The organism is Streptococcus sp. 2106, assembly GCF_013277315.1.
In the GTDB taxonomy this organism is placed as follows: Bacteria; Bacillota; Bacilli; order Lactobacillales; family Streptococcaceae; genus Streptococcus; species Streptococcus pseudopneumoniae.
Window position 1 is genome coordinate 1 of the sequence record NZ_VMMS01000033.1, and the last position, 15972, is coordinate 15972.

The following is a 15972-nucleotide window of genomic DNA, read 5'->3' on the forward strand; positions in this document are numbered from 1 at the left end:
TCGCTTTGTCTAACTTACCTTGCGCTTCTGTTACTTTTTCTTGCGCTTCTTGAACTTCAGCTGCTGTCGCATTGTCACCTTTAGCTAATACTGCTTTGGCTGCTTCCTTCGCTGTTGCAACATCTGCTTCTGCTTCTTTCTTAGCGGCTTCGTATGCTTGAATACTTTCTGGTGTCTTACCTTCTGTACTTACAGCTTCATCTAACTTCGCTTTATCCTCAGTTAGTTTATTTTTCGCTGTAGTTGTCGCTGCGGTTGTTACGGCATCTTCTGCCGCTTTCAAGGCTGCTTTGGCTGCGTTTACTTTCGCTAGCTCTGCTTGTACAGCTTCTGGTGTCGCATTGTCGTCCGCTATTACTTTTTTCGCTGCTTCCACTGCTTTATCCGCCGCTTCTTTTGCTTTAGTATATGCGTCAACTTTGCTTTGTGGCTTGTCATCTGTAGTTGGTTGACTTGCTACTTCGCTTGCTAAATCGTTATTCGCTTGCGTTAGAGCTGTCTTGTCTGCTGGTTTCACCACATACGTTACTCTTACGTTTTCTGTACTTTGATCTGTATAAGTAACAACAACGTCAAGAGTATGGTTCCCTACTGTAGTTGGATACTGTGTTCCTTCTTTCAGTACAGCTGATGCTTTGTTAGCTACATCTACAGCAGCAAGTAACTCTGCATTTGTAGGATTTTCACCGATTACTTTTGTAATCGTCTTAGTCGTCGGAGCTGTGTGTTCTGGAATAGGATGATTTTGGTTATTTGCTTGAGATTCAACATCGCCATTTCCTCTAGTAGAGGCTGTTGTGATATTTGTATTCCTGTTCACTTTTGTATAGTCAAGCGTAACCTTACCATTTGCTAGACTGATACCATCTGGTAAGGTTGTTGAAGAACTCCAATTATTTCCTCGTTTAACCAGTGTTACTGTGGCATTGGTATTTTGTTTGTTCTTATAAGTTAAGGTCACTTTTTCTGCATCTGTCGGTAATGTAACTTCTACATCTCCATTTTGACGTGTAGCACTAGTTGTTGCACTCGGTTGTTCAAACTTAGCCTTAATTCGTTTAGTTTCTGAAATTTTCGTTGCGCTAGAAGCTTTTACCGCAACTTCCGTCCCGTCTTTTACTAAACTTTTTGGAAGGGTAAAGCTATTGCCACTAGCTGTAATTCCTGCAACAGCACTCCATCCTTGATCAGTTTTTCTAAAATGTTGTGTTTCTGAACGATTACTAGTTTGATTATGATAAGTCAAATCAAACTCAGTAGCTTCCTGCGGTACAGTAATTACAACCGAACCATCTGGTTGGGCTATACCACTTACATCCTCTAATCTTCCTAAAACCTTAGTAGTAGCTGCTATACTAAAGTCAGAGCCGTCCTTCTGCTGCTTAACTGTAACTGTTGAACCTGCTTCTGCTGTTTCAGCTTGGATTAGGATTTTGCCCAGTCCATTTTCATCATTTATAATCGAAATTGTGCTATCTGCATTGGCGTCATCCTTATTCCAGTTGCTACCAGTTTTAGTAAAACCAACAGTTTTTTTTTGTCCAGTAGCATTTGTATACGTAAGCATAACCTTAGTAGCTTCGTCTTGACCTACCATTGATGTTACCGTTAGAGTTTCTTTATCTTGTGAGATAGTTGGAGATTGAGGCGCTTGGACCGTCACTTTTGTAACCAAGTCATCTCGTGAGATAAACTTACTTTCTGATCCGTCCTGACTTGTAACAGTTGCATTTCCATCACTATCCACTGTAACAGTCGCTCCTGGGTTAGCAGCTTGTAGAGCCTTCTTAATCTTTTCAATATCTGAAGAATTTAGTTTCTCTGGATCGGTTACAGGTACTTTCTGCTCTGGGTTGACTAACGGTTTACGGTTCTTTGCAGCTTCTTTTTGCTCTTCTGTCAGCTCCAACAAATCTTTGTGGGAAATCAAGCCACTTGTTCCATCTGGTTGTACAACATAGGCATCTCCATTTTGCCCAACGTTTACAGTAGCACCAGGATTTTTCTCCTGAACCTTCTGAGTAATCTTTTCCAATTCCTCTTTGGTTAGCTTATTTGGATTAGCTACCTTCACTTTTTCAGTTGGTTTTTGGATTTCTTTTGGAGAAGTCGAATCATCTGCAGAATCTGCTTGCCCATTTTGTTTCACAAAATCACTGACAGCAGCTTCTTCCTCTTGTCCATCCGGTCTGGTCACCTGAACCTTACCATCATCTGTTATTTCAACTTTAAATCCTGGATTAGCATCTTCAATAGCTTTTTTTAGCTTATCTTTCTCGGTTTGATTTAGACTACCTGGATTTTCAACGGTAACTTTTTCTGCTGGGCTTACAAAGTCACGGCTAGCTTCTGTAGGAAGTTCTAGTTTAAGCGATTCTGATAGTGGTGATACAAGATAGTCTAAAACAGGTTCATCTGTACCTTCCTTAACCACTGCCGTAACTAGACGAAGTTCCTCATTCCCCACCAATTCTTGTCTATACTTATCAGGAGTAAACTCAACTGTTCCATCCGCCTTAACATCACCACTAGCAAGAATAGTATAGCCAGTAGCTTTTTTAGGCTTATTATCAGAAGCACCTGTGCCTACAGCATCCACATCATTCCCACCTTTAACCAAGAAGGTTTTCAGTTTTGCTTTATCAGGAATATTTGCTGCTTCTCCTTTTGTTCCAGAGTTTGCTTTGATGACCGGTTTTCCTGTCGTCTTTCCTTTCAAACTCTCAGCTGTTGTTGCAAAACTCGGTTTCGTAAATGGAATGTATAGATAGAGTTTTTCTGTCTTGGTTGTATTATCTGCGGTTGTAACCGTAACAGTAATTTGATGGATACCTGAATTGGTTTTGTTAATAGTTCCTGTTAATGACTTCTTGCTACTTAGGGGTCCCTCATGCTCCACTTCACCCTGAACCAAGCCCGTTTTTTCTAAATTAGTTACTTCAATATTTTTGATAGACTTACCACCTGGAACTCGAACCAGCACTTGTAGTTGCTTTCCAGTATAACTGTCAAGATATAGTGCTTTATACTTACTTGTCTCCAAGCTAGAAGCTGCTCCGCCCTCTCCACTTTGTCCAAACCCAATACGAATCTGACTGCTATCGTAGTTGGCTACTTTAGCATCTGATGATTCAGACTCTAAGAGTGAAGTTCGCTTGCCTTCTGCAGTCAAATAAGACTGACCTGAAACACGCGACTTGACAGTATAAGAACCGTTTGTAATAACAACATTTTTGAAGGTTGCATTTCCATCATCACCAGCAATACTGGTTGCTACTTCTTTTCCGTCATGGTAGAGAATCATCTCTACACCTTTGGTTCCGTTAGTTGCAGTGATATCCTTTATCGTCCCTGCTTGCTTTTGCAAATCAGTATTTAAACTTGGTTTTTTCGGTTTCACAACAAAATTTAACTGAACCAATTCACCAGAACCGTCAGCAAAGATTCGCTCTACAAGATAAGATTTCACTCCCGGAGTATTGACGATAGTGTCTGCAGCTTCTTTGTTGTTTTCAACTTTGACGCCGTCCTTAAAAAGATTATAAGAAGTTGGATGTGATTCAGCATTATCCCCTACCTTATCCCTATTTTTAAAGTAGGATTCAAGGTCAATGCCTCCATCGCTTTTAGCAATTAAAGATGAAGAGTTACCTGGAGTTGTTGATACATTATTATTTTGCGGCTGCCAAATTTGCCCTTGTACAATCTGATAGTAGCCATTCCCTTCCAACTGAGCCGGATACTTCTCAGCCTGGTCTCCTTCACCGGCAGCTCTACCGTACCACTGATTGACTAGCAAGCGATTAACTGATTTCCCTGACAGCCTAAACCCTTTAACACCCAAGGCGTAATAGAGATTACGGAAAGTCGTATCTGGGGAAGTCGTCTCAAAGGTCAAATGGTAGCTATCATCACGTCCTCCGTCCAAAGAGAAGGTGTATACTTTCTCGGTTTCATTTTTGATACCAGAGTATTTAGAAGCTGCCTTTTTCTCAACTTCAGTTGGGAAGTTTTTATCAGCATGGTAGTAGAAACCTTTCTGCACCCACCAGTTAACTTCTTCCTTGGCTAAGCCATCCAGACTATCCGTCCGATAACCATAACCTCCACTTTTTGCTGCCGCTCCTGTTGATGCAACAGTCCCCTGCTTTTCATCACTAATCCCATCAGCTGATTGTAAGGCCTTTAGGATTTGATCCTCTCCGTTACCTGCATCTCCACTAGTAGCAGTGGTGCCACCAGTCCTATGATCATAACGAGAAATAGTTACTGAGTTTGCTTTTACAGTGTGGTTTTTAGGTAGGGTAAACCAAAAAGTATTTGATAAGTAGTGGTGTGGACCCCGTCCTACTTTTCCCTTATTGATATCAATCTCCCATTTAAAACCAGTTTCTGTTTTCTTGACTATCCCGTAGATAAAATCTTTCGCTTCCGGAATACGAAACTCTTTTCCGTCCCAATATGCTCTTGAACGTTGCGAACCATAGACATAGGTTCCACGGGCATAAGGTGAACCTGCATGTCCATCTTCTAAAAAGTAGTTGATCCCATCTACATAAGCATTACTTGGCACAGCTATGTAGCCTGAAGGAACTTCTTGTCTGCTTCCTCTTGAACGAGGTTGAATCGCTGTTGTCACCGGAGTGTTTAACGGTTGTTCATCCTGTTCTGTATCATCCTCATCATCGTCAAGTGGAATAGGGTCATAGTCAGACTGGCTGTCTTTGAGCACCCGAGGCTGAAGGACTCCAGTGCTGCTTGTTTTGGCTGCTATCGTGTCAGCAGATCCTGCCCTTTTCTCTCTCACCTGAGGACTTTCTTGAACAGACTCTGGCTGGCTAGAGTCTACTCCAGTAGTTTTAGGGGCAGCTACTGTCTGTCCTTGATTAGATCCTTCCGCTGACCTCCCTTGCCCTTTTATCTCCTTTGTGATCTTGCCTTCAGCAAGTTGCTCAAGTACAACCTCCTTCGACTCTCCCTCATCCGACTCCTGCAGAGCCCCATCAGGGTTACCATCAAATCCAGCGACCACGTCATTAGTTGTAGCTGGAGTGACTGTCTCACTCGCTGCTACTGCACCGTTGGCAAAAAACATCAATGCGGCAACCGCAACACTGGCGGCACCAAAGTGGTACTTACGAATGGAGTAACGGAAGACCTTTTCTCTGTTAGACTTTCTAAAATCCATAACTCTTTCTCCTTAAAGATATGATTGAAGAGAACATGTCATTTTCCTCTTCAATTGACAATAATATTAAATAGCAACTTACGACTATTTACCCCACTATACCTCCTATGAAGAGTATACAGTCTAGTAGCAATTATACCACCCCCCCCCCGAATTTTGCAAGGAAAAACATTTGATTTTTTCTGTTTTTAGAGTATTTTATGGTAAATTGTTATCTTTCTAATTATATGTATTGGATTTTTTGATTAAACTGAAAAAAACGAGGACTATTGTATTTTTTTATTTATAAAATTTCGGGTATAAGTTTTACAAAAAAATCCAGTCTCAACAATGTCTCAGAATCACATTTGTACTAGTGTAGTTTCAGTTTACCATAATTATACTAGTACAATTTTTCATTGTCTTCACCTTCTAACTAGATATGATGGAAAGGATTGGTCGATGCTTGGCTAGGTAAAATCTCTAGTTCCCAGCCTTTTTCCTCTTTCCATTGAGTAAGGAGTGCTGCGATTTTTTCCACAAACAACACTTCGATATAGTGACCTGGATCCAATGCCAGCAAGCCATCAGACAACATATCCTGGGCAGTGTGGTAGTAAATATCACCAGTGATATAGACATCCGCTCCTTTAGCTAAAGCATCCTTATAGAATGACTGCCCGCTTCCACCACAGATGGCCACTCTTGAAATAGGCTTCTGCAAATCTCTCTCTTGATAATGCACCATTCGAAGACTATCTAGACCAAAGATTTGCTTGACATACTGGGCAAAGTCCCCAAAGGTCTGAGTCAGAACATTCCCAATACGTCCAATTCCACGTTCAGGACCTGTCTCCTGAAGATAAGTTGTCTCCTCGATTCCTAGCATCTGACAGAACCAGTCATTGAGACCATTTTCAACGATGTCAATATTGGTATGGCTGACATAAACTGCAATGTCATGCTTGATGAGATCAATGTAAATCTGATTTTGTGGACGGCTAGCTACCAAATCCTTGATGGGACGGAAAATCGGCGCGTGCTTGACGATAATCAAATCCACACCCTTTTCAATGGCCTCTGCTACCGTCTCTTCACGAATATCGAGAGCAACCATGACACTTTGTATCTCCTTGTCCAAAGTGCCAATTTGCAGACCACGACTGTCTCCCTCCATGGAAAATTCCTGAGGGCAAAAGGCTTCATATGCGTTAATTACTTCACTTGCTAGCATGGAGCACCTCCTTGATGGCTTGAATTTTATCTACTAAAACTTGACGCTCCTCTATATTTTTTTCTGGGATTTGTCCGAGGGCAAACTCTAGCTTAACAGCTTCTTTTTGCCATTTTTGGACAAAGACTGGGCTGACTTCTTTGGACAATAAGGGGCCAAATCGAACATCACTGGCTGATAGTTTCATTTGTCCTGCTTCCACCACCAAAATCTCGTAAAACTTGCCAGCTTCTTCTAGAATGCTTTCTGCTACAATCTGAAAATCATGGTCTTGTAACCAGATACGCAAGTCGTCTTCACGATTATTGGGCTGGAGGATCAACCGTTCTACATTAGCTAACTTGTTCAAGCCTTCTTCTAATATAGTGGCAATCAAACGACCGCCCATACCAGCAATGGTAATGACCGACACTTGGTCTGCCTCTTCAAAGGCTACCAAGCCATTGGCTAAACGAACCTGGATTTTCTCCTTTAGGCCGTGAGCCTCAACATTTTTAACCGCGGACTGGTAGGGACCTTCTACGACCTCACCTGCAATGGCACTTTCGATTTGTCCTCTCTCAACCAACTCGATAGGCAGATAAGCATGGTCACTTCCCACATCTAGCAAAATGGCTCCCTGTGGCACAAAGGAAGCCACCAATTCTAATCTCTTTGAAATCATCTTCTCTCACTTTCCAAAACTCTATTACCTCTTATTATACCACATTTCAATCTTCAACTTTCCAGTAATATAAGCACCTCTGGCGAAAGAAGTTTCAATGTCCTAAGGTAATAGATGGATTCACTTGAAATATTTTTCAGAAATTTACAGAATTGTCAAAAAATGGGTAATTTATTCAAAAGAGTCTTTACTTTATAAAAAATATACACTAAAATATATTTAGAAGATTAGAGGAGATAAAAGTTTCACTAAATTTTATATTTGAAGGTAGTATTTAGATAGGAAATTTAGTCAGACGAACCACGAATTTGCTCTATGCTTTCTAGAATTTATTATAAGGAGATTAATATGCATATTTTTCTTAAAAATCGAGCTTTTCGTCAGCTAACAGTAAATGAGTGGATTTCAAGTTTTGGAGATACTATTTTTTACTTAGCTTTTATCAATTATGTCTCTTCTTATGCCTTTGCTCCCTTAGCTATATTTTTGATTAGCCTATCAGAAACCATTCCACAGGTCTTGCAACTTTTTACTGGAGTTATAGCTGATTTTCAAAAAAATCGAATCAGCAAGTATATTTCTATCCTCTTTATCAAGGTCCTCCTTTATTCTGGAGTGACTTTGCTCCTGACAAGTACCGACTTCTCTCTCTTTTCTGTTTTCTTTATTTGCAGCATGAACTTGATTTCAGATACGATTGGTTTTCTTGCAGGATACATGCTGACACCGATTTACATACGACTAATAAACGATGATATGACGGAGGCTATGGGGTTTAGGCAGTCCACGAGTTCCATTGTACGTTTGATAGGTAATCTCAGCGGAGGAGTATTTTTAGGACTGTTTAGCATTTCTACTCTAGCTTTTGTAAATGTTTTAACCTTTTTATTTACCTTTCTAGGAAGTCTACTTATCCGAAACCGCTTGAAAAAAGAGGAAGAAAAAATCGAAGTTCCTCCTTATGTAGGAATGAGTAGCTTTTTCCAGCATTTGAAAGAGTCAATGAAATTATTGATGACTATGGAAGATGTCATGGTCTTGCTTTGGATTTTGTCCATTAGTCAAGCTGTTTTGATGATGGTAGAGCCTGTCAGTGCGATTCTACTGATTCACTATCCTTTTATGGGTTTGTCAACAGGGCAAAGTCTGGCAATTTTGATAATGATAAGCCTTCTTCATGTTATTTTAGGTGGACTTCTGAGTGGATTTCTATCTAAAAAAATTTCTATTCGCCTGAATATTTATTGGAGTCTATTGATGGAGTCTCTCATTGTTATAGGTTTTCTACGTGGAAGTTTTTTACTTATTTTACTAGGAAGTGCAGGTGATGCTTTCTCGGCAGGAGTATTGAGTCCTCGCTTGCAAGCCATGATTTTTGGAATCATTCCTGAGGAGTTAATGGGATCAGTTCAATCCTCCATCAATGTTATCAACTTGCTTATCCCAGCTGTCCTATCCCTTGCTCTCGTATTTCTTGCAACAAGTGTTGGTCTTGAAGTTGTTGCCTTTGCTCTTATAATTTTACTACTTATAGCAGCCTATCTAGTTCACCAGATGAAAAACTTACCAAACCAAGAAGAAATTTAGCTAGAATGTTATAGATAGGTCAGTTTTCACTTGATAGTTTCTGTGGAATCGTAAGCTCCTTGTAATTGATTGTCGATATTACATACAACTATCTGGCAACTGCAAATGTTTCCAATCCCTATCAAGATGCAATTTATATAAGATAAGTCTATTCTTTTCCTATAAAATCTGATAAGATAGAGGAAAGAATAATTAGAATAGAGGTTACTTCAATGGCGGTTCCCGATAGACTCCCTGCTCGTATGAGAATGGATGGACGAACTATTTTCCAACAGATAAAAAACTATTTTGATACTGAAAATAAAGAATATTTTAAGCACCCCAATACCTATGATGGTATTTCCATGCATCTGGAACCCAACATCCTGACCAGTATGGAGCACTTCGATTTGACTGGCTTTCATTGCGAATGTAAGGATTTCCAAAATCAGGGAGTCTGTAAACACTGGGTTGCCATGGATCTCTACTTTCGTAGCCTCCCCCAAGCTATTCAAGAACGCATTGGTAAAGCGAGTCATAAACCAAGTTTTGCCAGCCAACTGATTCCTACCTTGCCATCTGAAGAGCTCCAAGACGAACTGGTAGAAGAAAAAGCGGTGGCGCCTTCACTTTCCCTTCATGGACAAGTCGAAATCCGAAATCATAGCCTAGCCTGGACCTTAAAACTACAGGTAGAACAGGCTTCTCGTGCCTATGTTATCAAGGATATAGCTCACTTCATTTTTCTCATTTTCCAAGAGGAAGATTACTTTGTTTCACAGAAAATCGGGACAATCAGATTATCCTTGGATCAGTTTAATCAAGCATCCCAAAACCTACTCCTCTATATCAAAAAATATTTCATCGATAGAAATGAATATTCTCATCTCAGCTTTAGTTATGGCATTAGCCCTAGAGATTGTGGACGCTATTTAGAGGCTCCTGTTAGCTATTTAAACGACCTCGTGCCACTTTTTCAAGCTTTGGATGTCTTCCAATATGTAACCTCAAAAGCCGAATACCCTCTTATATTCTTAGATGATAGTCCCTTTATCCCAGAAGAAGAAATTTTTAAAGTTGTCAACTCTGATAACCATTATGAAATCATCAATACAGCTTATTTTGGTTTCATTATTCAAGAAAAACTTTGGATTCGACACAATCACTTCCACATCATCAAAAAAGAGCACCGTTACTTTTTAGATAAATTAGCTACTTGGATCTACCATTATCAAGAAAGTTCTCCTCTTATCTTTTCAAAGGAAAATAAGGCTGAACTCATGCAAGTCTGTAATATCATCTCAAACTATGTTCCTATCAGTATCCCAGATGAATTACAAATCCATGACTTCATCCCCACCTTTACCTTCTCCAAGACTAGAAATGAAATTGCCCTCAACATGGTGTGGTCGTTTGGAGAAAAACAAGTCCATTCTAAACAAGATCTCCTAACCCTCCCCTATACTTACCAAGCTAGCAAAGCTAGAAAAATCTATCATCAACTGCTTTCTGCTGGTTTCAAAGAGGAATTTCATAGTCTTTCTAAAATCAAAGTCGTTGATTTCTTCCTAAAAGAACTCCCTCTTTTTCGTACTCTGGGTCAAGTTCAACTAGATGAATCGCTTGAAAAACTCTTAGTAGAAGATCCTGCTGTTATTGACATTTTTGACGACGAAGGCTTCCTTTCAGTTCAGTTTGATTTTTCTATGATTTCAGAAGATGAGGTTGAAAAAGCTATCCAAGCTTTATGGAATCAAGAAAGCCACTACCAAACCAAGCAAGGAAAGGTTCTAGTCTTTGACGATGAAAGTCTCAAGGTTGCCCAAAGTCTCCAAGATCTTCGCGCTAAATTTTCAGACGGAAAAATCAAGATGCACAAATCTCGTGCCTTTAGCCTTTCTGAAACCTTCAAAGACAATGAACATGTCAATTTTTCTCGTGATTTCAAAAAGATGGCTTATGACCTGACCCACCCTGAAGAATTTGATATCAAGCCTTATGAAGTCAAGGCCAAACTCCGCTCCTATCAAAAAGAAGGAGTCAAGTGGCTGAGTATGCTGGATCATTATCATTTTGGGGGAATCCTGGCAGACGACATGGGTCTAGGGAAAACCTTGCAAACCATCACTCTTCTGGAAGCCAACCTTAAACCAGACCAGAAAGCTCTTATCCTAGCTCCAGCCAGCCTTCTTTATAATTGGAAGGAAGAATTCCGAAAATTTGTACCTCACAAACAGGTTGAAGTAGCCTATAGTAGCAAAACTGAGCGTATCAAACAAATTGAAAAATCTGCTACTATCACTATTACAAGCTATCCATCTTTTCGATCTGACCTTGAACATTATCAAAAGCAGTCTTACGACTACCTCATCCTAGATGAAGCACAGATGATAAAAAATAGTCAGACCAAAACAGCACAAGCTTTAAGAGAATTTGATGTCAAAACCTGCTATGCCCTATCTGGAACTCCTATTGAAAACCGTCTCGAAGAGATTTGGTCTATTTTCCAGATAGTATTACCAGGTCTCCTACCAAGTAAAAAGGAATTTTCAAAATTGTCACCTCAACTCGTTGCTAAACTGATTCAACCTTTTGTCCTGCGTAGGAAAAAAGACGAAGTTCTGACAGAATTACCTGAACTGAGCGAGCACCTCTACAGCAATGAACTCAGCAGTTCACAAAAAACGCTCTATCTAGCTCAACTTCGACGCATGCAAGAAATGGTTTCAGGAGCCAGCGCTGATGAGATTAAACGTCATAAAATTGAAATCTTAGCAGGACTAACCCGACTTAGACAAATCTGTAATACCCCTGCTCTCTTTTTAGAAGACTACAAAGGGGATAGTGGAAAAATGGACAGCTTATTCGAGCTCCTAGACACCATTCGTGAAAAAGGGTCACGACCACTTATCTTTTCACAATTCACCTCTATGCTTGATCTCATTGAGCAAGAACTAGAGAAAAAAGAAATGTCTCACTTTAAAATAACAGGACAAACACCTTCAGATAAACGTCAAGAAATGGTCAATCTCTTCAATCAAGGGGAAAAAGACTGCTTCCTCATTTCCCTAAAAGCAGGTGGAACAGGACTAAATCTAACAGGAGCTGATACCGTCATCCTCTGTGACCTCTGGTGGAATCCAGCAGTCGAGATGCAAGCCATCGGTCGAAGCCACCGCCTTGGCCAGACCAAACAAGTCGATGTCTATCGCCTTATCACACTTGGTACCATAGAGGAAAAAATCCAAGAACTCCAAGAAAGTAAAAAAGAACTCTTCAACACCGTTCTTGAAGGACAAGAAAGCAGAAGCAATTTGAGCGTTGATGATATTAAAGAAATCTTGGGTGTTGAATAAACGAAAAAGAACTAGAGTAACCACACTTAGTGGATTTATCTAGTTCTTTTGTAAGCGCGTCATAACAAGGTATCTATCATTCATGGAGCTCCTCCTGTATACTATTCGTAAAGTAAAACTATTGGAGGATATTTGAATGCCACAACCTATTGTTCCTGTAGAGATTCCACAATCTCGTCCTTTTGATTCTAAAAAGAGAAATGATATTCTGCTTAAAGTTCGTATTGGCAAGCTTGAAGTAAGTTTTTTTCAATCTCTCAATCTCGAAATGATAGAAGAGCTTTTGGATAAGGTGTTGCTCTATGACAATTCATCTATCTAGCCTAGGGCAGGTCTATCTCGTGTGTGGGAAGACTGATATGAGGCAAAGCATTGATTCACTGGCTTATCTGGTTAAAACCCACTTTGAATTAGATTCTTTCTCAGGTCAAGTTTTTCTCTTTTGTGGTGGACGTAAAGACCGCTTTAAAGCTCTTTACTGGGATGGTCAAGGATTTTGGCTACTATATAAACGCTTTGAGAACGGTAAGTTGACTTGGCCAAGTACAGAAAAGGATGTCAAAGCTCTCACATCTGAACAAGTAGACTGGCTGATGAAAGGCTTTTCTATCACTCCAAAAATAAATTCATCAGAAAGTCGTGATTTCTATTGAAATGATGCCTTTCTTTTTAGTATAATAAAGTTAGAAAACAGAGAGGGAAGCATATGGAAGAAGATTGGGCTAAGATGGGTTTACCAATCACACGTAAGGAAATCTCTAATTGGCATATCAAGACGAGTCAATACTATTTAGAGTCCCTTTATAACCTTTTACGAGAAAAGTTGTTAGAACAAGATCTTCTTCATGCGGATGAAACCTCTTATAGGGTCTTAGAGAGTGATAGCCATCTGACCTACTATTGGACTTTTTTGTCAGGTAAAGCAGAGAAACAAGGGATTAGGCTTTACCACCATGATCAGCGTCGAAGTGGTTCAGTAGTACAAGACTTCCTAGGAGACTATTCTGGCTATGTGCATTGTGATATGTTGCGGCAGTAACTTAGGACCTTAGTCCTCTAGTTCTGCCTATGCAATAGCAGTCCAAGGTTTAGGAGCAAGGCGACGCTAAGCTTGGTAAACTGCGAACCGCTAGAAGCTTATCGTCAACTGGAAGAAGCTGAACTTGTTGGATGTTGGGCGCATGTGAGAAGGAAATTTTTTGAAGCCACTCCCAAGCAAGCAGATAAATCATCCTTAGGAGCTAAAGGTTTAGCCTATTGTGACCAGTTATTTGCCTTGGAAAGAGACTGGGAGGCTCTGCCAGCTGATGAACGTCTACAGAAACGTCAAGAACATCTCCACCCCCTATAAGAAATCTCCAGATTAGAGAACTCACGGATAGTTCCTAATATGGAGATTTTTCAATATACTTCGTTATTGGACGGTTACAGAAAATTATCATTGTCAATCAACAAATAATTTATTCATTTTTTCTAAAACACTTTGATTAAGTATATTGAGTTCAAATTCAGTTTCAGGCCCATGACCATTTATTGGTAATTCATCAATTTCAAAACATTTATAGTTGTTCAATGTCGACTTCATATAATAAAAATCTAAAACTTTATCTCTAGGACTTTGCATGATGAATGTTTTATAAGGAAGATTTTTCTTCCACACCTTATCAGAAAACATTTCTGTAATTTCAGTTGTCGAGAACTTATCAGTAAACCATTTCCTTTCCATTCCACTTGTTTTTTTTTATTTGATTAGATAAATCTATCAAAGGGGAAACGCATATATGTCCACCTAGATTGTGAGAAAATCTGGCACTCAGTAGTAATCCTAATATAGATCCAAAACTTCCTGAATATAAATAAACTTTTTTAACATCTTTTACTGTTTTACTCACTATATACTCAATCGTTCTTACCAATTCATCTATCACATAATTCCAATTTTTATTTGATAGTATTGCAGAAAATTCTTTATCATATATTATTTGTCCATTATTATCTACTAATAATTCATCATGCCATAAAAGTTTCCTATCTTGAGTATAAGATAGGAATATAGCATCATTTAAATCCAAATTTTTTATTTTCATCATCCTGTGACCTACTTTTTCATATACTTATAAAAAAGAAACAAAGAAATTGCATTTATAGTGGAAATGATAAAGAAAATGATTAATGTTTTTTGTAAATCATTTGCATACAGATTCCCTCCAAGTAATCCACCTAAACTATCTCCAATAAAATATGAAGTTTGAGATATACCATAGAAATATGAAATTTGTTCTTTAGGATACATATCCAACTCCATTAATTCTTGACTAATTACAGAACCATTTAAGAACAAAGCTCTGCATATAAGAATAAGAAACAAGTATAAAAATTGCATATTAAATATCAATAAAACTGTTGATAAGCCCACTAAAATTTCACTGACCACAAAGATATACTCTTTATATTTTGAGGTTTTTTGACCTGAAAAAAGAGAAGAGAAATAAGTACTCAGTAGTCCTAAAATTGTCAATGTTACACCAATAACAGATACATTTATACCTTGTTTGCTTAAAATAACTGGAAGATATGGAGCAAATAAACTTACGCTTCCCCCCATAATGAAGCCGAATATTATAGTTCCAACAAGCAGGGTTCTAGCTTTTGCAAAATGTTTAAATTCAGCCTTCTCCAAATCGCCACTCTCATTATGAGATTGAGTAATAGGAGGAATTAGAAATACAGTAATCAGGCAAAGGACGCTCGAAAAAAGTAGAGTCAATTGTGTAGCGTTTTGAAACAAGAATGTTAAAATCCAGACAAGAAAACCTGCTAGTAGCATGCCTAAAGAACTTCCTACTCCATCTGCAAATTCTTTCAACGATACAATAGAGGAACGTTCTTCTTCACTTCCTATGCCCACAATCCATACTCTAATTAATAACAACACTACCGAAGCACCGATTCCTGAAACAAAACCAGATATTATAGAAATACCTGAGTTATTAGGAAACATCCTAAAAAATAAGCCAATACTATATAAAATTAAACCACATTGAATCACTCTTTGAGGGGTAAATCGTCCTATTTTTTTACCAATATAAAATGAAAAGATGCCAGCAAATGCCATGGCAGAATAGGATAGACCATAATTAGGGAGCCTATCATTCATTTCAAACCAGAGTGCATGAACTGTTTTTGAAGTATACATAGATAGTTTAAAAAACAAATTGAAAATAAAAAAATTGATTGCAATAGGATATTTTCTTAAGATAATTCGATAGTTATTCATGATATTCGCTCACTTCACTTTCTAGTGTTTCTTTCATATCCGATAATTTTTCATTATCACTAAAATGTGTATCTAAAATTTTCAATAACGGTTGCATTTGTTTAAATTTATTGCAGTTATATAAAATTTCTAAAGATATAACCAAATAATCTTCTAGAAAAGATAAATCTAACTGTGAAACTTTGAATTGACATTATTCTAATAATCTTTGTGCTTTTTCATACATATTCAGCTCGACATATATGTATTGTAAGTCATACCAGAAATCAAAACTTCTATCAGATAAATAATACGCTTTTTTATAATTCGTTAGACTGTCCTGCAACAATTGAAGTTCGCTCAAAACGACGTCCGCTAATCTTTTCATAGACTTTCTCCCCTCTAGGAGCCCCTGCATAAGGACGATAGAGATAGCGGTCGATTCCTGTTTCATCAATATATACGATTGGTAAATCGTTTAGGCTATCCAAAATATCAAGAAACTCAGCGACTTTCTCTGGGGCTTGTTCCTTAAAGCTCGTCATCTTTTTTTGAAGTGACCTTCATCTGCTTTAAAGCTGCCCATACTGAAGGGACAGCACAATCAAAATGTGCCGCAATTTCCCGTAAAAAAGCATCTGGATAAGCCTCTACAAAGGATTTCAATTCCTCTAAAGGAATCTTTCGGTTTTTGACGACTCGCTTTTTCCTCTCTAAGTGTCCTTGTTC

10 protein-coding genes and 2 pseudogenes are annotated in these 15972 nt (G+C 38.6%); 5 read left to right on the top strand and 7 right to left on the bottom strand.

Annotation, left to right across the window (positions count from 1 at the left end):
- The 3 genes from HT723_RS04135 to HT723_RS04145 all read right to left on the bottom strand — a co-directional run.
- Positions 1-5188, bottom strand: a 5188-nt coding sequence (locus tag HT723_RS04135) for a YSIRK-type signal peptide-containing protein (RefSeq protein ID WP_172934700.1), incomplete at its 3' end; no start/stop codon positions are given.
- Positions 5189-5603: 415 nt separating this feature from the next.
- Positions 5604-6401, bottom strand: coding sequence for a Nif3-like dinuclear metal center hexameric protein (locus tag HT723_RS04140; protein WP_119948074.1), 798 nt, complete (start codon positions 6399-6401; stop codon positions 5604-5606).
- Positions 6388-7065: a tRNA (adenine(22)-N(1))-methyltransferase TrmK gene (locus HT723_RS04145; protein WP_119948075.1), complete on the bottom strand. Its 678-nt coding sequence runs from the start codon at positions 7063-7065 to the stop codon at positions 6388-6390. Before HT723_RS04145 ends, HT723_RS04140 begins: the two co-directional genes overlap by 14 nt.
- Before the next feature lie 348 nt (positions 7066-7413).
- Here HT723_RS04145 and HT723_RS04150 point away from each other — a divergent pair, with 348 nt between their 5' ends.
- The 5 genes and pseudogenes from HT723_RS04150 to HT723_RS11520 all read left to right on the top strand — a co-directional run.
- Complete coding sequence (locus HT723_RS04150; protein WP_172934701.1) at positions 7414-8652, top strand: MFS transporter; 1239 nt, start codon at positions 7414-7416, stop codon at positions 8650-8652.
- Positions 8653-8864: 212 nt separating this feature from the next.
- A complete protein-coding gene (locus HT723_RS04155) occupies positions 8865-11987 on the top strand; it encodes an SNF2-related protein (RefSeq protein WP_172934702.1) in 3123 nt (1040 codons plus the stop codon).
- Positions 11988-12123: 136 nt separating this feature from the next.
- Positions 12124-12309, top strand: a complete 186-nt coding sequence (locus HT723_RS04160) for a hypothetical protein (protein WP_031233524.1) — start codon at positions 12124-12126, stop codon at positions 12307-12309.
- Positions 12290-12640, top strand: coding sequence for an IS66 family insertion sequence element accessory protein TnpB (gene tnpB, locus HT723_RS04165; protein WP_023935969.1), 351 nt, complete (start codon positions 12290-12292; stop codon positions 12638-12640). The genes HT723_RS04160 and tnpB overlap by 20 nt, the downstream gene beginning before the upstream one ends.
- 56 nt (positions 12641-12696) lie before the next feature.
- Positions 12697-13335, top strand: a pseudogene (locus tag HT723_RS11520) (transposase); the annotation flags it as partial.
- Between the two features lie 96 nt (positions 13336-13431).
- On the opposite strand, the gene HT723_RS04180 reads toward HT723_RS11520, so the two are convergent.
- The 4 genes and pseudogenes from HT723_RS04180 to HT723_RS11525 all read right to left on the bottom strand — a co-directional run.
- The gene (locus tag HT723_RS04180) at positions 13432-13713 is read right to left on the bottom strand and encodes a hypothetical protein (protein ID WP_023935973.1); all 282 of its coding nucleotides are present in this window, start codon (positions 13711-13713) and stop codon (positions 13432-13434) included.
- Complete coding sequence (locus tag HT723_RS04185) at positions 13691-14077, bottom strand: hypothetical protein (protein ID WP_023935975.1); 387 nt, start codon at positions 14075-14077, stop codon at positions 13691-13693. Before HT723_RS04185 ends, HT723_RS04180 begins: the two co-directional genes overlap by 23 nt.
- 8 nt (positions 14078-14085) lie before the next feature.
- Positions 14086-15264 carry an MFS transporter gene (locus HT723_RS04190; RefSeq protein WP_023935977.1) on the bottom strand — a complete coding sequence of 393 codons (1179 nt, stop codon included), beginning with the start codon at positions 15262-15264 and terminating at the stop codon, positions 14086-14088.
- A gap of 314 nt (positions 15265-15578) precedes the next feature.
- A pseudogene (locus HT723_RS11525) lies at positions 15579-15972 on the bottom strand (IS630 transposase-related protein); the annotation flags it as partial.

Coding starts and splice junctions, on each gene's coding strand:
- HT723_RS04155 (WP_172934702.1), top strand. CDS start 8,865: ATGGCGGTTCCCGATAGACTCCCTGCTCGTATGAGAATGGATGGACGA.
- HT723_RS04150 (WP_172934701.1), top strand. CDS start 7,414: ATGCATATTTTTCTTAAAAATCGAGCTTTTCGTCAGCTAACAGTAAAT.
- HT723_RS04190 (WP_023935977.1), bottom strand. CDS start 15,264: ATGAATAACTATCGAATTATCTTAAGAAAATATCCTATTGCAATCAAT.
- HT723_RS04180 (WP_023935973.1), bottom strand. CDS start 13,713: ATGGAAAGGAAATGGTTTACTGATAAGTTCTCGACAACTGAAATTACA.
- HT723_RS04140 (WP_119948074.1), bottom strand. CDS start 6,401: ATGCTAGCAAGTGAAGTAATTAACGCATATGAAGCCTTTTGCCCTCAG.
- HT723_RS04160 (WP_031233524.1), top strand. CDS start 12,124: ATGCCACAACCTATTGTTCCTGTAGAGATTCCACAATCTCGTCCTTTT.
- HT723_RS04145 (WP_119948075.1), bottom strand. CDS start 7,065: ATGATTTCAAAGAGATTAGAATTGGTGGCTTCCTTTGTGCCACAGGGA.
- HT723_RS04185 (WP_023935975.1), bottom strand. CDS start 14,077: ATGATGAAAATAAAAAATTTGGATTTAAATGATGCTATATTCCTATCT.
- tnpB (WP_023935969.1), top strand. CDS start 12,290: ATGACAATTCATCTATCTAGCCTAGGGCAGGTCTATCTCGTGTGTGGG.